The organism is Halopseudomonas sp. T1L2 (genome assembly GCF_055397385.1).
In genome coordinates this window covers 680,044-699,402 of sequence record NZ_AP040865.1, presented here as the reverse complement: position 1 = coordinate 699,402, position 19,359 = coordinate 680,044, and the positions used below count along the sequence as shown (strand labels likewise).

Here is a 19,359-nt window from a genome sequence, read left to right as displayed (position 1 = left end):
ATGCAAAGCCAATCCACCGCTCGGGCAAACAAGCCGGTGACCAACGGCAGTCTGCTCGACCGCGTTATCGCCGAAACCCAGCTGCCCCGGGAGGACGAGTCCTATGCGATCGCCCGCCGGGGCGTGGGCGCCTTCATCAGCGAACTGCTGAAACCCCACAACCGCCAGGAGCCAGTCAAGAAGGCACTGGTCGACCGGATGATCGCAGAAATCGACAGCAAGCTGAGCCGTCAGGTTGACGCCATCCTGCACCATCCCGACTTTCAGCAGTTGGAGTCGGCCTGGCGCGGCCTGAAGCTGCTGGTTGCGCGCACCGACTTTCGGGAGAACATCCGCATCGAGCTGATCAATGCCTCCAGAGATGATCTGCTGGATGACTTTGAAGACAGCCCGGAACTTGTGCAGTCCGGTCTTTACAAACACGTATACACGGCCGAGTACGGGCAGTTTGGTGGGCAGCCGGTCGGCGCCATGATCGCCAACTACCAGTTTGGTCCGGGTACGCGGGATATTCGCCTGCTGCAACAGGTGGCCGGCGTGGCCGCCATGGCACACGCCCCGTTCATCGCAGCAGCCGGCCCCGCCTTCTTCGGACTCGAGAGCTTCCACGGCCTGCCCGACCTGAAAGACATGCAGGACCATTTCGAGGGCCCGCTTTTCAGCAAGTGGCAGGGGTTCAGGGAGAGCGAGGATGCACGCTATGTCGGTCTGACGCTGCCCCGTTTCCTGCTGCGCACACCCTACGACCCTGAAGACAATCCGGTCCGCAGCTTTGCCTACCGCGAAACGGTCAGCGACAGCCATGAGGACTACCTGTGGGGCAATGCTGCATTCGCCTTCGCCAGCCGCCTGACCGACAGTTTCGCTCGCTATCGCTGGTGCCCCAACATCATCGGTCCGCAGAGCGGTGGCGCCGTTGACGATTTGCCATTGCATCATTTCTCCAGCATGGGCGAGATTGAAACCAAGATCCCCACCGAAGTGCTGGTCTCGGACCGTCGAGAATACGAGCTGGCAGAAGCAGGTTTTATTGCCCTGACCATGCGCAAGGGCAGCGACAATGCGGCGTTCTTCTCCGCAAACTCGGCACAGAAACCCCGCTACTTCGGCAACAGCGCCGAGGGCAAGGCAGCCGAACTCAACTTCAGGCTGGGTACGCAACTGCCTTACCTGTTCATCATCAACCGCCTGGCCCACTATCTGAAAGTGCTGCAACGCGAGCAGATCGGCGCCTGGAAAGAGCGCACCGACCTGGAGTTGGAACTGAACCGCTGGATTCGCCAGTACGTTGCTGACCAGGACAACCCGAGCGCAGAGGTGCGCGGGCGCCGACCACTGCGGGCAGCCTCCATCGGCGTCGAGGATGTTGCCGGCCAGCCGGGCTGGTATCGGGTCAGTCTCAGCGTTCGCCCTCACTTCAAGTACATGGGCGCCGACTTCACGCTGTCGCTGGTCGGCAAGCTGGATCGCGAATGATGACCAGACCCGGATACGGCTCCTTACTGGAGCGCCTCAGCGGCAGCGACCGGTCCCGCTCCGGTCTGCCAGGCGCCGAGGCCGCCAGTGCCTCGGTGATGGCCCAGCTGGCGCGCATGCTCAGCACCCGCGCCGGCAGCGTACAGATGCTGCCCGACTACGGCCTACCCGAACTGAACGATATGCGACTGACGCTGCATGACACCCGGCAGCAGGCACGCGCAACGATAGAGCGCTTCATCAGCCGTTACGAGCCGCGTCTGCGCGAGGTGCGGGTCAGCTGTCAGCATGATGCTAGTGACCCGCTGCGCCTGGCCTTCATCATCAACGCCCGGCTCAACTTGCCGGAGCTGCAGCAGCCAGTCACCTTCAGTGTGCAACTCGACGGCCAGGGCAAGGCTGCAGTGACCCTGCAGCGAGACGACTCCGACATCTGAATCCACCATGACCTTCAATCACTACTTTCAGAGCGAGCTGAGCGCACTGCGTGAGCAGGGACGGCGGTTTGCCGAACATCACCCCGCGCTGGCGCCCTACCTCGCCGGCACCAGCACCGACCCGGATGTAGAGCGGCTGCTTGAGGGCGTTGCCTTTCTTACCGGGCGCCTGAGGCAAAAACTCGATGACGAGCTGCCCGAACTGACCCACTCGCTCATGCATCTGCTTTGGCCCAACTGCATGCGCCCCATGCCGGCACTGGCCATGCTGCAATTCGAACCGTTGCAACGACCGCTCAAGGCACTACCCATTGCACGCGGCACCGGGGTGGAGTCGCGCCCTGCCGACGGTATTCGGTGCCGCTTTCGCACAACCAGTGCGGTGACCTTGCTGCCCGTCGAACTGGCAGGCTGCCGTTACCAGAGCCATGCTACCGGCGCACGCTTGACCCTGACACTGCAGATGACCTGCGAAGGCAGCCTGACAGACCTCGATCTGCGCCGACTGCGCTTGCACCTGAGCGGCAATGCCTATTCAAGCCGTCAGCTGTACCTGCACCTGTGCCGCCATCTGGACGCCATTACCCTGCAGCCGCTCGATGCAGCAGGGCAACCGCTGACTCAACAACCATCACTCACCCTGCCCGCCGACCACCTGCAGCCCTGCGGTTTTGCGACTGAGGAAACCCTGCTGCCGGATACCGATCAGGGGTTCAGCGGCTATCGGCACCTGCAGGACTACTTTGCCTTCGCCGAGAAGTTTCTGTTTGTCGAGCTGAGCGGCCTTGAGCGCGAGGTCACGCCGGACAAACCTCTAATGCAGCAGGCACGCGGGCTGCGCATCGAATTCGACCTGCACCATCCGGACTGCCGCCAACTGACGCCAGACACCGATATGGTGAAGCTTTACTGCACACCTGTCGTCAACCTGTTCAGCCACGACGCCAGCCCGGTCAGACTCGATGGCCGACAGGATCGTTACCTGCTGCGCCCTGCGGGCCTTGCACCAGCCCAGTGCGGCGTCTTTTCGGTCGATCGGGTAACCGGCTGGAAGCCGGGCGGCATGGGTTACCGGACCTACGTTCCGTTCGAATCCTTCGAGCACGACCACACACTCGCAGGCCCCGATGCATCGCCGCACTACAGCTTGCGACAACTGCCGGCTCTGGATGGCGAACATCTGGAAACCCACCTTTGCTTCGGCCTCCAGCAGCAGGATCAGCAGGAAACCCTGTCCATTGAGCTGACCTGCACCAATCAGCAGTGGCCTGGCAAGCTGGCCCAGGGCGATATCTGCCATCCCTGCGAGGGCACGCCCGAGTTTGTGCAGTTTCGCAATATCGGGCGCATTACCCCAAGCTATGCACCGGCGCTGCACCGCCAGGGGTTGTGGCAGTTGATCAGCAGCATGGCGCTCAACTACCAGACGCTGGAGAACATCAGTGCCCTGCGCGAAGCACTCAGCTGTCACGACCTGCCAAGGCACTGCGACCAGAACGCAGCCAGGGTCAGCGAGCGCCGTCTGAACGCGCTGCGCTCGGTGCGGCACCGTCAGACCGACCGTCTGTTTCGAGGGCTGCCGATACGCGGCGTGCAGTCGGAACTGGAGATTGACGCAGAGGGCTGTAACGGCTCCGGGGAACTCTTTCTGTTTGGCTCGGTGCTGAACGAATTTTTCGCGCAGCATGCCGGCATCAACACGTTTCACGCCCTCTCCATCATCAGCTTGCAGGGAGAACGCTACCAATGGGTACCGCGTCTGGGTCACCAGCCCCTGTTCTGATTCGCCTGCAACGGGACATCCAGCATTACAGCCTGTATCAGGCACTGCTATGCCTGCTGGATCAACTGCAGCAGAGCTATCCCGGCGAGACGCCGGAAGCGCACTACCGACGTATCCGTTTTTGTGCCAACCCGGGATTGGGGTTCGCTGCAAGGGACATCGAACAACTGCAGATTGAACACAACGAGCACGGCCTGCATTTCGTCCTGCAGCTGAACCTGATCGCCCTCAGCGGTGCCAGTTCACCCCTGCCTGCCCACCAGGTTGAGCTGGCGCTGGGTGATGATCCGGGCTGCGGCAACGTCAGGGCCCTGTTCGACCTGTGCAATAACCGTCTGCAACGGCTGCTGTTGCCGATCTGGCAGAAGTATCGCTACTACAGCCGCTTTCGCAGCGGCGCCAGCGACCGGTTGTCCGGCAGCCTGCTGGCTCTGGCCGGCTTGCACAATGCGCCCGATAGCGGCCCCCTGCAGGCCCACCGTCTGCTGCCCTGTCTGGGGCTGATCAGCGGCAAGGCTCAGTCGGCCGACAGTATCGCGGCGGTGCTGCGTCAGTACTTCCGCTCTCCCTCAATCACACTGGAACAATGCCTGCCCAGACAGGTTTCCATCCCGGACGAGCAACGCTCGGCGCTCGGCCGCAACAACAGTACTCTCGGTAATGAGCTGATCCTGGGCAGCCATATCATGTCCATCGCCGGTGCATTTCGAGTGCATCTGACGCAGCTCGACTGGAACGACTTCCACCGATTCCTGCCACCCGGACAGGATCACCAGACACTGCATAACCTGCTCGCCTTTCTGCTGCGCACGCCGCTGCAGTACGACCTGCGACTGCAGCTGCAGGCCAGCGAGGTGCGGGCCCTGCAGCTGGGCAGCCGCAACACCTGCCGACTCGGCTGGACAACCTGGCTGGGCAGCCCGGCCGGCGATCCCGACATTCTTCTCTGTTCCACGACCAAGGACGGTCTGCATGATTGCAATTGATATTCACCAACTTGTCAGCCTGCTCGATAGCGAGGTACACAGCGCCCTTGAGCGCGCCGCCGAACAGTGTCTGCAACGCGGCAGCGCCAACGTGGAGCCGGAAGACCTGATCCGGGCCCTGCTGCAACAGCGCGGCAGCCTGCTGCATCAGGTGCTTGCTGTCAGCGAGATTGACGCCGATGCACTGCTTGCCAGCTGCCATCCACCAACCCAATACCAGCAGAGCGGCCGCAATCCGAGCTTGTCCAGCATGCTGGTCAACTGGCTGCAACAGGCACTACTGGTCGCCACCACCGAGCTGCAGCAGCAACGAATAAACCTGCACGCACTGCTGCTTGGCTGGCTGCGCAACCCTTTGCTGCACCCTGATCCCCTGGCGCCGCTCAACATTGATCAACTGCAGCAGTTGGCCAACGCGCAAGACACCAGCCCTCAGGCCGACACATCAGTGCTCAAGTCCTACACCCACGACCTGACAGAACAGGCGGAGGAAGGCGCTCTGGACCCGGTCCTTGGGCGCGAGCGCGAGATCAGGCAACTGGTCGACATTCTCTGCCGACGTCGCAAAAGCAACCCGATCATCATCGGCGATGCCGGGGTTGGCAAAAGCGCACTGGTCGAGGGGCTGGCACAGCGGCTGGTCGCCGGCGGTGTCCCGGAAGCGCTGCGCGGCTGGCGACTGCTCAGTCTTGATCTGGGTCTTCTGCAGGCAGGGGCGGGTATGCGCGGTGAGCTCGAACGACGCCTGCAAGGCATACTGGCAGCCGCTGCCGACCCTGATAACCGGGTCATTCTGTTCATCGATGAAGCCCATACGCTGATCGGCCATGGCGGTGATGCCGGTACTGCCGATACCGCCAACCTGCTAAAACCCGCCCTGGCGCGCGGCACGCTCAAGGCCATCGCCGCCACCACCTGGAGCGAGTATCGGCGTCATATCGAAAAGGACCCGGCTCTTGCACGCCGCTTCCAGCCCTTGCAACTGCGCGAGCCCAGCCCATCCGACGCGATAAGCCTGCTGCGCGGACTGGCGCCTCGCTATGCCGAAAGCCACGGACTGCATGTAAGAGACGAGGCGGTTGTGGCGGCGGTCGAGCTGGCAGTCCGCTATCTGGCCGACCGCCAACTGCCTGACAAAGCCCTGGATCTGCTCGATACCGCATGCGCGAGAACGCGGGTAAACCTTGCAGCCGTGCCCGCTGCGCTGGACCACCTGAAGGCACAACAGGCTGACCAGGCACGCCAGCGCGAATCGATCGAGCGCGACCGACAACTCGGACTGCCAACCGACCCTTCCCTGCTTGAACATCTGAACCAGCAACATCAGGCCGGCACCGATACCCTGCAAAATCTGCAGCAGCAGTGGACCGCACAGCGGGAGCTGGCGCTGCAACTGGTCGGCTTGCGTCATCAGCGCGAGGCGCCGCATGCCGAGCTGCGCCAGGCGCTGCAAGACCTGCAACAGGCGCCGCAACCGCAACTGGTCTGCGCCGAGGTCGATCGCAATGCGATTGTCGAAGTAGTACATGAGTGGACAGGCATCCCGACCGCACAACTGAGCGGGCACTACCACGAACGCATCGCCCGTTTCGGGGAACACCTGCATGAGCGGCTGCATGGTCAACCCGAGGCGGTAGAGCAACTGAATCGCAGCCTGCGTGCCAGCGCACTGGGCCTGTCCCGCCCGGACCGTCCTGCCGGCGTATTTCTGCTCACCGGTCCGAGCGGCGTAGGCAAGACGGCAACCGCGGAGGCCATTGCCGACCTGTTGTATGGCGGAGACGCGTTTCTTACTGTGATCAACATGGGTGAGTATCAGGAGCGCCATAGCCTGGCCCGGCTGATCGGCGCTCCGCCCGGCTACGTGGGCTACGGTGAAGGCGGCCAGTTGACCGAAGCGGTACGTCGCCGCCCTTACTCGGTGATCCTGCTGGACGAGGTCGAGAAGGCCGATCCGCAGTTGCTCAATCTGTTCTATCAGATCTTCGACAAGGGCCTGGCGAACGACGGTGAGGGTCGTGAAATCGACTTTCGCAACACGCTGATTCTGCTTACCTCCAATCTTGGCAGTGAGCACATTGAACGACTCTGTCGCGACGCTGAACGCCCTACCCCTGAGCAACTGGTCGAAGCCATCCACCCCCATCTGAACGCTCATTTCAAACCGGCGCTACTCGCCCGCATGCGTGTTTTGCCCTACTACCCGCTTGCAGCGCAAAGCCTGCAATCCATCGCCAGTCAGCGCCTTCGCGCGCTGCAGCAGCGTATGCAGGCGCGTGCGATTGGGTGCCGGTTCGATCCCCGGCTGCCTTCACTGATTGCCGAGGCGTGCAGCAATACGGGTGGCGCTCGTCATATTGAGCGCTGGCTTGAAGAGCGTCTGATAAGCCCCATCGCAGATAGGCTGCTGCAGAGCGACGAGCCGAACCACTGTGCACTGAACCTGTACGCCCGGGTTGACAACGAAGGAGAGGTGACCTGTGAGCTCGCGTGAAATGCTGCCGTTCAATGCGGCAGCTGCCGTACCCGATGTGGCAAGCGTACTGACCGGACTGAGCGCGCTCGCGCAGTGCCAGAGCGCCGCCGAGCTGCAGCAAAAGCTGGTCGGATGGCTCGCAGAGCTGGGCAACTGCGCGCTGGTTCAGCTGTATCTGCTCGACGCCAGCCATAGCCGGCTGCCGCTGTGTTGCCAGTGGCTGGACGGCCAGCTCGGTGGCGAGCACGGCGAGGATGGCCTGACGGCACCGTTGCTTGCCTACAGCCTGAGCCAGAACACCCCGCTGCAACTGGACGAACTGGATCGCAGCCTGCATGCAACCCCCTTCCTGCCGGCGAGTTCGGCTGCCTGGCGCAGCCTGCTGTGTCAGCCCATTCTGGATCGCAGACAGCAAGTGGGCGGGCTGCTGGTGCTGGCCAGCCGGGCACGGGGTCTCGGCAGAGCACTAACCCTGCCGCTGGACATGGTCGGCAATATTGCGTTGGCGCAACTGCACGCAATGCAACAGGCCGAGCTGGCGCTGCAGGCACCCGATCTGCCACTGCCCGAGCCGGCAACAGCCAGCAAGCTCGGCAGTTTCGGGCTGATCGGTGAGAGCCCCGCCATGCAGCAGGTCTACCGACTGATCAGCAAGGTACTGCACAACCCCGTCACGGTGCTGCTCGGCGGCGAGACCGGTACCGGCAAGGAGCTGGTCGCCCGCGCCATCCACGATTACGGCTCACGCCGCAGCCAGCCCTTTATTGCTCAAAACTGCAGCGCGCTGCCCGAGCAGCTGCTGGAAAGCGAACTGTTCGGCTACCGCAAGGGGGCCTTCACCGGCGCCAACCAGGACCGGGAAGGGCTGTTCGACGCGGCCAATGGCGGGACCTTGTTTCTGGACGAAATCGGTGACATGCCGCTGGCCCTGCAAGCCAAGCTGCTGCGGGTGCTGCAGGAGGGAGAGGTGCGACCGCTTGGCAGCAACCAGAGCCATCGTGTCGACGTCCGTATCGTCGCCGCCACCCACCAGGATCTGTTCAGTCAGGTCGAGCAGGGAGGGTTTCGTGAGGACCTTTACTACCGCTTGAGCCATTTCCCGATCAGCCTGCCGCCGCTGCGCGAGCGCGGCAGCGATATCCGACAGCTTGCCCTGCAGTTTACCCAAGAGACCTGTGCCTTCCTGCAGCGCTCGCACTGCCGCTGGTCAGACACCGCGCTGGCCTACCTCGCGACTCAGCGTTTCCCTGGCAATGTGCGTGAACTCAAGGGATTGATCGCCCGGGCTCTTTTGCTGTGCGACGGCAACCTGCTGCTACCGGAGCACCTGGACCTGCCCAACACGCCAACCCAGGCTCACCGACTGACGCTGCGCGAACAACTGGAGGCGGTAGAGCGCAACCTGCTCAACGAAGCCCTGCAACAGCACAACGGCAATCAGACCCTGACCGCCCGGATGCTCGGTTTGCCCAGACGGACCCTGCTCTACCGCATGCAGCGGCTCGGCGTAGCGCTGCGGCCACGATCACAGGCTCAATGCCTACCAAAATAGTATTGCGCCGTGGGTGTATTCAACGTCTCATGGCCTCTGAACCTCGCCATGGAGTAACCATGCAACTGCCCAAGGCAACCCTGCTGACCGCGCTCGCCATGCTGGCCTTTGCCGGCAATTCGGTGCTGTGCCGGCTGGCGCTGGACACAACCGCCATCGACCCGGCCAGTTTCACCAGTCTGCGGCTGATCTCCGGCGCCGCTGTGCTGTGGCTGCTGGTAACGCTGCGCGGCGGCGGCGCCTTCAGCCACGGTAGCTGGCCCTCTGCGCTGGCGCTGTTTGCCTATGCCGCAGGCTTTTCCTGGGCGTATATCCACCTGGATGCGGGCCTGGGCGCGCTGCTGCTGTTCGCCGCGGTACAAGTCACCATGATCGGGACGGGCGTTGCGCGCGGTGAGCGGCTGACGTTGCCTCAGCAGGTGGGCATGGCGCTGGCGCTCCTGGGCCTCATCGCCCTGCTGCTGCCCGGCACCAGCGCCCCGCCGCTGCCTGCAGCGCTTAGCATGCTGGCTGCCGGTACTGCCTGGGGCGTTTACTCGCTGCGCGGGCGTGGCGCGAGTAACCCTACCGCGGTGACCGCGGGCAACTTTCTGCGCGCGGCACCGCTGGCCATTCTCCTCAGTCTGGCGCTGCTGCAAAGCCAGAACCTGGACAGTCAGGGGGTGCTCTATGCGCTGGCCTCCGGCGCTGTCACCTCGGGGCTGGGCTACGCTATCTGGTACGCCGCACTGCCGCATCTGCGCGCCAGTGTCGCGGCAACCGTACAGCTGAGTGTGCCGGTCATTACCACACTCGGCGGCGCGCTGTTACTGGCCGAACCGCTGACCCTGAGGCTGCTGCTCGCATCGGCGATGATCCTCGGCGGTATCGCGCTGGTGTTGCGCAAACAGGTGGCCAATAACTGAACCTCGGGGCATGGCCGTCGTCACAATGCCTGGCATAAAACATCCTGCCTGATGCAAGATGGGCAACCGCCCCGCCCTGTCGCCTGCCTCCGAGGAAGGATTCCATGCAACTACTGTCCCGCCGTGCGACCTGGCGCATCGCATCCGTTACCCTGCTGCTGACCGTCCTGGTTATCGCCTGCAGCGCCGTTCAGACCTACCCGCACGCCGAACCGGTGGTGGCGACGCACCAGAGTTTCGACTATCAGCGCGACATCAGGCCGATTCTGGAAACCAGGTGCATGGCCTGTCACGGCTGCTACGACGCCCCCTGCCAGCTCAAACTGACCAGCGCCGAGGGCATTGAACGCGGTGCGTCCAAGAAGCAGGTCTACGACGGCACGCGAATTGACGACGCCGAGCCGACTAGACTGGGTATTGATGCCGACAGCACCGAAGCCTGGCGTCAAAAGGGGTTTTTCTCGGTATTGCATGACGCCAACGCCGGCGCAGCCCAGCAACTCGACGGATCACTGCTTTACCGCATGATCGAACTGGGCCACCGCAACCCGTTCCCGGCCGACAGCACACTGCCGGAAGCGATCAAGATCGGCACCAAACACACCTTCAGTTGCCCTTCCCCGGGCACCTTTGACGACTACGCCGAAGAGAACCCGCACGGCGGAATGCCCTATGCCACCAGCGGCCTGAGCGATGAGGAATTTGCCACCCTCAGTCGCTGGATCAGTGAAGGCGCGGTCACTGCGCCACAGCCCTGGAACCCATCGGCGCAGGAACAGGCAAGCATCGAGCGCTGGGAAACCTTCTTCAACCAGCGGGGTGCCCGAGAGCAACTGGTCTCACGCTACCTGTTCGAGCACCTGTTTATCGCCCATCTGCACTTCCCCGACATCGCCGGCAGCAGCTTCTATGAACTGGTGCGCTCCGCAACGCCCCCGGGCCAGCCTGCCGAGCCACTGGCCACAGTGCGCCCCAATGACGATCCGGGCCAGCCGTTCTACTATCGCTTGCGCCCGCTGCGCGAAACGCTGGTCGAAAAGACCCACATCACCTATGCGCTGGATGCTCAGCGCATGGATCGCTGGCAGGAACTGTTCCTGCAGAACGACTGGGCCGTTGCCACCCCGCCCGGTTACGCCTACGCAGAACGCTCCAACCCGTTTATCACCTTTACCGCCATTCCGGCCAGGGCGCGCTATCAGTTCATGCTCGATTCGGCGGAGTACTTCGTTCGCTCCTTTATTCGCGGCCCGGTGTGCCGCGGCCAGATCGCTACCGATGTCATTCGCGACCAGTTCTGGACCGTGTTCGAAGATCCGCAGCAGGAGGCCTACGTCAATGATCCGCTCTATCGCAGCCTGACCACGCCACTGCTCGGCCTGCCCGGGCAGGACAGCGATCTCTCCGCGCTGGGTGCGGCGTGGCTGGAGTACAGCAGCAAACGCAATCAGTATCTGACGCTGCGGCACGACTATTATGTCGAGCGCAAACCCGCCGGGGCCGATATGGCCGAGATCTGGAACGGCGACGGCCACAACCGGGACGCGCTGCTGACCATCTTCCGCCACCACGACAGCGCATCGGTGCGCCGCGGGCTATGGGGCCAGGTGCCGGAGACCATTTGGGTCATGGACTACCCGCTGCTTGAGCGGACCTACTATGAGCTGGTCGTCAACTTCAACGTGTTCGGCAGCCTGTCGCACCAGGCTCAGACCCGGCTGTATTTTGACCTGATTCGCAATGGCGCCGAGCACAATTTCCTGCGTTTTGTCCCGGCACAGGCCCGCAAGGCCCTCTACGAGCAGTGGTATCAGGGCCATGCGCTGCTCAAGGACCGCATTGCCTACGCCGATGTCAGCCTCGATACCCCGGTCGCCATCCGCTACACAGAGGAAGATACCCGCAGCAACCCCGCTGTCATGGCCGCCTTCACCCGACAACTGATGGCCCGTGCAGATACGGTAGACAGCGGCCCGGACACCCTGAACCGTTGCCCGCAGAACACCTGTCAACGTCCGGAGCTGAGCGACCAGCAGCGCCACATCGATCAGCTCCTGCGCCCGCTCGGGCAGGGCACCGCTGCCAGCGTTCCGGTCATTGCACTGCTGCCGGAGGTCAGTTTCATGCGTATCCATGATGGTAAGCAGCGCTGGGTATACACCCTTGTCCACAACCGCGCCCACAGCAACGTCGCCTTCATGTTCGGTGAAGACGCCCGTCTGCAGCCGGAACGTGACACGCTCACACTGATGCGCGGCACGCTCGGCAGCTATCCCAACTTCAGCTTCGACATTCCCCTGCAGCAACTGCCGGATTTTGTCGCCGCCTTGCGTGCCACACGCGACGAAGCAGGGCTGGGCGCGGTCGCCGCCCGCTGGGGTGTGCGTCGCACCAGCCCCCACTTCTGGGACATCATGGCGGACTTCAGACGCTATGTTGAGGAAACCGATCCGTCCCAGGCAGGTCTATTCGACATCAATCGCTACCAGAACCTGTAAACCCGACATTCCACGCAGCCCCACGGCTGCGTGGATGCGGACAACCGCAAAAACGGGTTTACACTGAGGACACGGCCGGTCGACGAAAACACGGCCACACAGAAGAGGATTCTCCATGCTGCTTTCCCCGTCACGTCTGCTGCTTGCTGCAGCCTTCGGCTGGCTGCTGGCGGGCTGCGCCCATAACGCCGCCCCGGAAGACGACAGCACGCCCGCCACCACGGCAGAACAGCAAGTAGTGCCACAGACCCGGCAGGTGAGCGGAGCGATAAGCTACCGCGAGCGTATTGCCCTGCCGCCGGGCAGCGTCGCCCACGTCCGACTGCTGGATGTGTCACGCGCTGACGCCCCGGCCACCGTGCTGGCCGAACAAAAAACCACGCTGATCGGCATGTCGGTTCCGGTGCCGTTCGAGCTCAAGGTGGAACCCCGCATGTTTCTGCCGCAGGCGACCTACACCGTGTCCGGCCAGATTCGCGGGACCGACGGAAAGCTGCTGTGGACTACCGACACCCACTACCCCATTGACCTCAGTCAGGCGATCAACGACCTGGGCACCCTGATGATGATCAAGGTCAGCGGGCGGGTGCCTGACGACGCCGAGGTGATTGATGTCAGCACCCTGCTGCCACTGCAGGCACGGGGTAACGAGCCCGGCTGGATGCTGACCATCGACAGCGAACGGATGCGCCTGACCCGTCAGGACAGCAGCGCCGCCCAGCTTACACCGACGCCGACAGCAACCCGTCAGGGCGACACCATACGCCTTGATGCCGGGACGACACATCAGATGGTTGTCGAGATAACCCCGGCGCTGTGCCACGACAGCATGACCGGCATGCCATACCCCTACCGGGTTCGGGTTCAGCGCGAAGCGACGGAGCTGACCGGCTGCGGCGGTGCGCCGGAAGCCCTGCTGACCAAACACACCTGGAAAGTGCAGCATATCGATGACAAGGCAGTGCAAAGCGACACCCCGGTAACCCTCAGCTTCACCGCGGACGGGCGTATGGGTGGTCAGGGTGCCTGCAACGGCTTTTCCTCCGGCTATCAATTAACCGGAGAGAACCTCACCACCAGCGCGATTGCAGCCACCCAGAAAGCCTGCATGGATGAGCTGATGGCTCAGGATCAGGCGTTGTTCGACGTGTTGCAGCAGCTGTCGCGCTTCGATATCGATGCGCAGGGCCATCTTCTGCTGATAACGGCAGATGGCCGCAAGATCGTCGCAGAAGCCCTATAACATCAGCTGCAGCATGGACAGTCAGGCCGCTATCGGGCATTATGCCGGCGCCAATGACCCTGTACTCCGCAGGGTCAATCCCGCCATACCGAGGTACCCGCATGAGTGATCTGCCCCAATGCCCTGCCTGTCAGTCCCCCTACACCTACCAGGACGGCTTGATGTTCATCTGCCCGGAATGCGCCCATGAATGGTCGGCAGAGACAGCAGACACCCAGGCCGCCAGCGACTCGGGTATCAGGGATGCAAACGGCAACCCGCTGCAGGACGGTGACACAGTGACCGTGATCAAGGATCTCAAGGTCAAGGGCTCATCGCTGGTGGTCAAGGTCGGCACCAAGGTCAAGAACATTCGTCTGGTCGACGGCGATCACGATATTGCCTGCAAAATCGACGGTATCGGCGCCATGAACCTCAAGTCCGAGTTCGTCAAAAAGGTCTGAGCCCCGTTAGCGGCGAAAGCGCACGTGCTGACGCAACGGGCTTTCGCCGCGCCAGACAAACCCTTCCCAGTAATAATGCATAAACGAGATCAACAGGATTGCGATCCCGATGACGGCATGCTGCTGATGGGTATTGAGTAGCCAGGCGATCAGAATCGACGCCGCGGGCAGCACCACGAACGGCGTCACACCGGCCGCGGGCAGCCAGCGATACAGCCAGCCTGTTGCGGTACGCGCCTGGCGATTGCGGTCATGGGTGATGTACACGCTGAATGCGGTCAGATCATGTATCAGGCGCGGCATCAGGATCACCAGCAAGGTGTACCCCAACTGATTGATCATCAGTGCACTGACCAGCAGCGCACCATTGGCCCAGATAAACCAGCACCCGAGGCGCCCTTCGCAAGCCCCCGCCAACCGCCAGGTCAACAGCAGCAAGATCACACAAAGGGCACCAGCCAACCCGGCCAGCAACGCATAGACATCCGTGCCGGCGACCCGAAAATGCCCCAGATACTGCCCCCCATAAACGTTCAGATAGATCGCCAGACCCGCGGCGATGGCTACCCACTTCCACAAACGAAACAGGCGTCCTGGCCTGCGCCCGCTCAGCACAAGGGCAATGCCCAGCTGCTGCGACAGCACATGCAAGACGGTAAAGCCGGCAAAGAACACAAACAGCAACTGATAGCTCAGCGGTTGCGGACCATACCATCCGATCAGACAGATCAGCAGAAACGCCAGCAATGCCGGTAGCAGTTGCCGACGGTAATGCCGCAGGTAGGCGCGATCCGACAGCGTCAGTGCGCTGGCGACGATATGCGGCAGGCCGAACAGCAGCGCCCACAGTGCCCAGTCATTGGGGTCGTCCGGCAGCAGGTTGTGCAGCAGTGCTCGCTGCAACACCAGCGCATCGAACGCGATGACGGCAAACGAAAGCGGGATAACCGCATAGAGCGCCAGCAGCCAGCGCCCATCAACGTAATGGAAAGACAGATCGGATTGCACGGCAGGCCCGCATGAACAAGTGTGCGACCTACTTGATCACACCCTGCCCTGCGCGCCCATCACCCGAAACAGTGAGCCTCAGCCCACCACCAGCGTTGCCAGCCAGGCAACCAGCAGCGAACAGACCACGATAATCGTCAGCGGCTTGCGCAGCGCCGGGTACCAAACCGGCGCGACCCCGTGATTGACCGCCCAGATGTCGGCAAAATACAACGCTGCAAAGGCGACCAGAATGACCGGCAGCCCGAGGACGTTAGGCAATGCCAAGGCTACCCATCCGAGCAGCGGCGGGATGACCGAAAGCCCCAGCTGAACAGGAGCCTTGTCGCTGTTCTCCTCGGCGCGCATCGCCAGGCCCCAGTGAATGGCGCCCATGAAGGCCAGAATGATGGCGGCATAGGCCAGCAGCTCCTCGAGCACCCTGTCGCGCCAGGCCTCGGGGGTGAGCCAAAGGCCCAATGCCCCGGTTACAAAGGGAATGAGCCCCGCCAGACCAAGCACTAACGCCAGACGAGGGGGACGCGTTGCGCCGAATGGATGCATGCAAACTCCGCTGCCAACTATGCCGGGATAGGCCCAATCGATTATAAGAGTCGACGCTTGACTGGCAAGCCCGCCGAACGCCGCCGTGGCAGATTGCGCAGCAACCGCTTGAGGTGCGCGCGCAGCAGCGCCGCATCAGCGTTACCACCCGCATACTGCTGGGCAACGAAGCAGTCAAAAAACGCTGCCAGCAGGTCAGTCTGCGAGGGCAGTGCGCACCCAATACGCTGCTGCCAGTCCCGCGGCCCCTCCCCGGCCTGCGCGCCAAGGCCAAGCGGGCGCAGACGCCGATCAAGCTGCTGCCAGGCACGTTGCGCCGGTGTGCCGGTACGCCGGGCGGGCCGCAGCCAGAAAAACGCCTGCACTGCCATCAGGGTAAACACCAGCGCCAGCACAATCACACCGATCCGCTGCCAGTCGGCAGTGCCAAGCCAGCGTCGGAGCAGGGCCAGCTGCTCCTCCGAGCGAAAATTCAACACCCGCCGCTGCCACTGATAGTTCAGATCATCCCAGCTAAGGCGCAGGCTGTTAAGCCAACTGACGCCGCGGTAGCGCGCTCCTGACAGCGGCGCCTCGGCGAGGAAGCTGCCTTCCTCGCGCATGGCCTCTTCCAGTCCGCGCTCGATGCGCGTGGGAGCAACCTGAAAGGTCGGATCAAAGGCGGTCCACCCGGTTCCCGGCAGCCACGCCTCAACCCAGGCATGGGCATCAAACTGATGTACCAGTAAATATCCACCCCTGGGATTCAGCTCGCCGCCCTGATAGCCGGTGACGATACGAGCCGGAATCCCGGCCGCACGCAGAACGAATGCCATGGCACCGGCGTAGTGCTCACAGAAACCACGGCGGGATTCGAAGAGGAACTCGTCATTGGCATGCTGGCCAAGCGGCGACGGCTGCAGCGTGTAATAGAACGGCTGCTCGGAAAAATGCGCCAGCACCGCCTGGATCAGTTGCGCATCACTGCCATACTCGGCACGCAGCTGTCGGGCCCAGGCACGGGCACGCGGGTCACCGCTGGGCGGCAGTTGCAGCTCACGGCGACGCTCACTGACCGAGAGCCCTTCCGGTTGCAGCAGGGCATCGCTATGGGCCGTGGCCGTATAGGCGAAGGTACCGCTGAGCGGCCGCAAGGCGCGCAAGGTGTCATCGGCCAGCCGGTTGACCTGGGGCGTACTGCTGACGCTCCCGCTTAAGCTATACAGCCAGTTGCGACCGCTGGGCTCGGCAACCACCTGATAAACGAGCGCAGCGCCTGCCGTACTAAGGGGTGGCACGGTACGCTGTTCCAGACGCTGATCGTAGGACCAGGTGCGCCCATCAAAGCGACTGAGTGTCAGGGCCCGCCAGTACAGGGTCGATGCCGGCGGCACCTGTCCGTCGAACTCAACCCGAAAGACCAGCTCCGGCGACTGCGCCAGATTGGCGATGTCCGCCGGCGCCATGCTCTCGGACAGGCCGGTGCGGGCGCTGCTGCCGGGCACATTGACCGACCACAGCGGTGCCAGTCGGGGAAAGAACAGAAACAGCACCAGCATCAACGGCAGCGCCTGCAAAACCATAGCGCCGGCCCGGCGCAGGGCGGCTGCAGGATCATTGCGCGCCGGGCTCTGCTGCAGGCCTACAAGCGCCGCTACCAGAATCAGCGTGCAGAGTCCCTGGTAGAGGGCCAGCGGAATACCCTGATCAAACAGAAACGCGGTCGCGACAATGAAGAAGCCGAGGTAAATCACCACCAGCGCGTCACGCGGGCTGCGCATTTCCAGCAGCTTGAGCATGAACAGCAGGAGCAGCAGCATCACGGTGGCATCCAGCCCGATTAGCGTGCCCTGGGAGACATACACCGCCAGCCCGGTCAACAGCAGACCGCCTGCGCGCAGCAGACGCCCGGGATAGCCCCAGCGCATACGCTGAATCTGCACCCGCCAAAGTGCACAACCCAGCCAGAGCACCGCGATCCACCAGGGCAGGCGGGGCAAATGCGGCACCAGTACCACCAGTTGGGCAATCAACAGCCAGGCAAGGCTGTTACGCGGAATCAACGCGGTCATCGCTGCGGCTCCAGACCATACAGCGCCAACGCCCGCAGGCACTGCTCACGATGCGCAGGGCCGAGCGCCGGTTCGATACGCTGGCCGGGCAGGCTCAGTCCGTAGGCGCGGCGAGCGTTCTCCAGCGCCAGCACCCAACCGGTCATTACCCCGAGCCGTTCCTCCAGATCACGACCGACCGCGCTGGTCAGGTCAAGCCACAGACTCTGCTGCTGCGGCTCGGCGAATATTTTGCTGTGCAAACCCTGGCCGCGCGACCAGGCGCGCCAATCGAGACGCCTGCGCGAATCACCCGGCTGATAGGCGCGCAGGCCCTGAAAATCGTCCACCCCTTCGACCAGCGCCTGATCCTGATCGTGCTCCGCGCCCTCCGGCGCACTGCCGCGCGGCAACGGGCGGCTGACCGGTCTGGGGTAGACCAGCACCTGCCAGTCCAGATCGACCAGACTCCAGGCCTGAAACCAGCCAAGCGGAAAGCGCGTCTCGACCCTCAGCCGCTCAAGTGTTAACCAGCCTCGATGATCGGTCGGGTAATACAGGGTCAGTGCCTGCTCGCCGCCGGCGGGCACATCAACCGTATGCAAGCCAGCCTTCGGCCAGCTCAGACGCAGTGCCTGATGTTCCCGCCGCGAGCTGCTGAGCACCAGGCCCAGCGGGGCCTGCTCCCCCGCAAACACCGGCCTGCCACCGGTTGCCCTGAGCTGCACCCCGGCCAGATTGCGGTAAGTATGATGCAGGGCCACCCAGAACAGGCTGAGCAGCGTGAAGGTCAGGCCGTATACCAGGCTGTTCTGATAGTTGATAGCGCCTACCAGCATGATCGCCAGCAGCAACAGAAATCCAGCGCCGGCCTTGCCCGGAATAATGAAAATACGCCGGTGATCGAGCCGAATCTGCTGCGCGGGCGGTATGCGGCGGCGCAACCAGCCACGGTGCCACTGGCGCAGGCGCTCACGTATTGCGTCGCTCACACCGGCGACACCTCGCTCAGCAACCAGCGCGCCAGGCTGTCGCCGCCATGCCCGGCCGGATCGTGGGTGGCGCGCAGACGATGGCTGACCACGGCAGGCAATACCGCCTGCACGTCTTCGGGAATGACGTAATTGCGCTGTTCCAGCAGTGCCCAGGCGCGGGCTGCGGCCAGCAGGCCCAAACTGGCCCGTGGCGACAGCCCCCAGGCACACGCGTCACTGTTGCGGGTGTGGTTGACCAGCCGCAGGATGTAGTCGATCAGCGCTTCACTGGCGGTAACCTGCGGCACCAGCGCCTGCAGTGTACAGAGCTGCTCACGACCAAGCACGGTCCTGATGGCGTCCAGGCGGACCCGACGTGCATCGCCCTGCAGCAGGCTCTTCTCGGCCGCCTCGCTGGGGTAACCGAGCGACAGACGCATCAGAAACCGATCCAACTGCGACTCGGGCAGCGCGAAGGTGCCGGACTGGGAAACAGGGTTCTGGGTGGCGATCACGAAAAACGGATCGGGCAGCGGGCGGGTCGCCCCGTCAACCGTCACCTGGCCTTCCTCCATTGCTTCAAGCAAGGCGCTCTGGCTCTTCGGGGTCGCACGGTTGATCTCGTCGGCCAGCACCAGCTCGGCAAAGATGGGCCCGGGATGAAACACAAACTGGGCGGTATTGCGGTCAAATACCGAGGTGCCGAGGATGTCACCGGGCAGCAGGTCACTGGTGAACTGAATACGCTGGTAACTCATGCCCAGTACCCGGGCCAGCGCCTGCGACAGCGTCGTCTTGCCCATGCCGGGCAGATCCTCGATCAGCAGATGCCCTTTGGCCAGAATGCAGGCCAGCGCCAGCTTGATCGCCTGGGATTTGCCCAGCAGCACCTCACCTATGGCGTCCTGCGCCGCACTCAACACATCCTTCATGCTTACCTCTTCTCCGGGCTACCATGCCATGGTAGGTGCAAGCGCTGTTACGCGAAAGCCAAATGCAATAGCT

The 19,359-nt window shown here is 63.1% G+C and carries 15 protein-coding genes; 10 read left to right on the top strand and 5 right to left on the bottom strand.

What is annotated here, in order from left to right; genetic code table 11:
- The 10 genes from tssC (at window position 1) to ACZ5WQ_RS03315 (ending at window position 13,799) form a co-directional block, all read left to right on the top strand.
- Window positions 1-1,476 (top strand): type VI secretion system contractile sheath large subunit, encoded by a 1,476-nt coding sequence (gene tssC / locus ACZ5WQ_RS03360; protein ID WP_228246241.1) that lies wholly within the window; start codon window positions 1-3, stop codon window positions 1,474-1,476.
- Window positions 1,473-1,913 carry a type VI secretion system baseplate subunit TssE gene (gene tssE / locus ACZ5WQ_RS03355; RefSeq protein WP_233049455.1) on the top strand — a complete coding sequence of 147 codons (441 nt, stop codon included), beginning with the start codon at window positions 1,473-1,475 and terminating at the stop codon, window positions 1,911-1,913. Before tssC ends, tssE begins: the two co-directional genes overlap by 4 nt.
- Window positions 1,914-1,920: 7 nt before the next feature.
- Entirely contained in the window at window positions 1,921-3,696 is a 1,776-nt protein-coding gene (tssF, locus tag ACZ5WQ_RS03350; protein WP_269687603.1) for a type VI secretion system baseplate subunit TssF, read from the top strand.
- Window positions 3,660-4,682 (top strand): type VI secretion system baseplate subunit TssG, encoded by a 1,023-nt coding sequence (gene tssG, locus ACZ5WQ_RS03345; RefSeq protein WP_464383135.1) that lies wholly within the window; start codon window positions 3,660-3,662, stop codon window positions 4,680-4,682. The genes tssF and tssG overlap by 37 nt, the downstream gene beginning before the upstream one ends.
- Window positions 4,669-7,176, top strand: a complete 2,508-nt coding sequence (gene tssH, locus ACZ5WQ_RS03340; protein ID WP_464383134.1) for a type VI secretion system ATPase TssH — start codon at window positions 4,669-4,671, stop codon at window positions 7,174-7,176. Before tssG ends, tssH begins: the two co-directional genes overlap by 14 nt.
- Before the next feature lies 1 nt (window position 7,177).
- Window positions 7,178-8,710 carry a sigma-54 interaction domain-containing protein gene (locus ACZ5WQ_RS03335; RefSeq protein ID WP_464383617.1) on the top strand — a complete coding sequence of 511 codons (1,533 nt, stop codon included), beginning with the start codon at window positions 7,178-7,180 and terminating at the stop codon, window positions 8,708-8,710.
- Window positions 8,711-8,769: 59 nt separating this feature from the next.
- A complete protein-coding gene (locus tag ACZ5WQ_RS03330; protein WP_335598869.1) occupies window positions 8,770-9,615 on the top strand; it encodes a DMT family transporter in 846 nt (281 codons plus the stop codon).
- Window positions 9,616-9,719: 104 nt separating this feature from the next.
- Window positions 9,720-12,113 (top strand): fatty acid cis/trans isomerase, encoded by a 2,394-nt coding sequence (locus ACZ5WQ_RS03325; RefSeq protein WP_338213727.1) that lies wholly within the window; start codon window positions 9,720-9,722, stop codon window positions 12,111-12,113.
- Between the two features lie 115 nt (window positions 12,114-12,228).
- Window positions 12,229-13,356 (top strand): YbaY family lipoprotein, encoded by a 1,128-nt coding sequence (locus tag ACZ5WQ_RS03320; RefSeq protein ID WP_285676686.1) that lies wholly within the window; start codon window positions 12,229-12,231, stop codon window positions 13,354-13,356.
- 101 nt (window positions 13,357-13,457) lie between these two features.
- Window positions 13,458-13,799, top strand: coding sequence for a zinc ribbon domain-containing protein YjdM (locus ACZ5WQ_RS03315; protein ID WP_335598872.1), 342 nt, complete (start codon window positions 13,458-13,460; stop codon window positions 13,797-13,799).
- Window positions 13,800-13,805: 6 nt separating this feature from the next.
- Here ACZ5WQ_RS03315 and ACZ5WQ_RS03310 read toward each other — a convergent pair whose 3' ends face one another.
- The 5 genes from ACZ5WQ_RS03310 to ACZ5WQ_RS03290 all read right to left on the bottom strand — a co-directional run bounded on the left by ACZ5WQ_RS03310 (window position 13,806) and on the right by ACZ5WQ_RS03290 (window position 19,286).
- Window positions 13,806-14,807: a hypothetical protein gene (locus ACZ5WQ_RS03310; RefSeq protein ID WP_338213728.1), complete on the bottom strand. Its 1,002-nt coding sequence runs from the start codon at window positions 14,805-14,807 to the stop codon at window positions 13,806-13,808.
- Between the two features lie 78 nt (window positions 14,808-14,885).
- Complete coding sequence (locus tag ACZ5WQ_RS03305; RefSeq protein WP_338213729.1) at window positions 14,886-15,350, bottom strand: DUF3429 domain-containing protein; 465 nt, start codon at window positions 15,348-15,350, stop codon at window positions 14,886-14,888.
- Between the two features lie 41 nt (window positions 15,351-15,391).
- Complete coding sequence (locus tag ACZ5WQ_RS03300; RefSeq protein ID WP_338213730.1) at window positions 15,392-17,401, bottom strand: transglutaminase TgpA family protein; 2,010 nt, start codon at window positions 17,399-17,401, stop codon at window positions 15,392-15,394.
- Window positions 17,398-18,399 carry a DUF58 domain-containing protein gene (locus ACZ5WQ_RS03295; RefSeq protein ID WP_420915508.1) on the bottom strand — a complete coding sequence of 334 codons (1,002 nt, stop codon included), beginning with the start codon at window positions 18,397-18,399 and terminating at the stop codon, window positions 17,398-17,400. Before ACZ5WQ_RS03295 ends, ACZ5WQ_RS03300 begins: the two co-directional genes overlap by 4 nt.
- Complete coding sequence (locus ACZ5WQ_RS03290; protein WP_338213732.1) at window positions 18,369-19,286, bottom strand: AAA family ATPase; 918 nt, start codon at window positions 19,284-19,286, stop codon at window positions 18,369-18,371. Before ACZ5WQ_RS03290 ends, ACZ5WQ_RS03295 begins: the two co-directional genes overlap by 31 nt.
- Window positions 19,287-19,359 lie beyond the last annotated feature (73 nt).

What these genes read in the sequence shown, in the direction of transcription:
- tssE (WP_233049455.1), top strand. Translation starts at nt 1,473, where the DNA reads ATGATGACCAGACCCGGATACGGCTCCTTACTGGAGCGCCTCAGCGGC.
- tssH (WP_464383134.1), top strand. Translation starts at nt 4,669, where the DNA reads ATGATTGCAATTGATATTCACCAACTTGTCAGCCTGCTCGATAGCGAG.
- ACZ5WQ_RS03325 (WP_338213727.1), top strand. Translation starts at nt 9,720, where the DNA reads ATGCAACTACTGTCCCGCCGTGCGACCTGGCGCATCGCATCCGTTACC.
- ACZ5WQ_RS03315 (WP_335598872.1), top strand. Translation starts at nt 13,458, where the DNA reads ATGAGTGATCTGCCCCAATGCCCTGCCTGTCAGTCCCCCTACACCTAC.
- tssC (WP_228246241.1), top strand. Translation starts at nt 1, where the DNA reads ATGCAAAGCCAATCCACCGCTCGGGCAAACAAGCCGGTGACCAACGGC.
- ACZ5WQ_RS03300 (WP_338213730.1), bottom strand. Translation starts at nt 17,401, where the DNA reads ATGACCGCGTTGATTCCGCGTAACAGCCTTGCCTGGCTGTTGATTGCC.
- tssF (WP_269687603.1), top strand. Translation starts at nt 1,921, where the DNA reads ATGACCTTCAATCACTACTTTCAGAGCGAGCTGAGCGCACTGCGTGAG.
- tssG (WP_464383135.1), top strand. Translation starts at nt 3,660, where the DNA reads ATGGGTACCGCGTCTGGGTCACCAGCCCCTGTTCTGATTCGCCTGCAA.
- ACZ5WQ_RS03330 (WP_335598869.1), top strand. Translation starts at nt 8,770, where the DNA reads ATGCAACTGCCCAAGGCAACCCTGCTGACCGCGCTCGCCATGCTGGCC.
- ACZ5WQ_RS03320 (WP_285676686.1), top strand. Translation starts at nt 12,229, where the DNA reads ATGCTGCTTTCCCCGTCACGTCTGCTGCTTGCTGCAGCCTTCGGCTGG.
- ACZ5WQ_RS03290 (WP_338213732.1), bottom strand. Translation starts at nt 19,286, where the DNA reads ATGAAGGATGTGTTGAGTGCGGCGCAGGACGCCATAGGTGAGGTGCTG.
- ACZ5WQ_RS03305 (WP_338213729.1), bottom strand. Translation starts at nt 15,350, where the DNA reads ATGCATCCATTCGGCGCAACGCGTCCCCCTCGTCTGGCGTTAGTGCTT.
- ACZ5WQ_RS03335 (WP_464383617.1), top strand. Translation starts at nt 7,178, where the DNA reads ATGCTGCCGTTCAATGCGGCAGCTGCCGTACCCGATGTGGCAAGCGTA.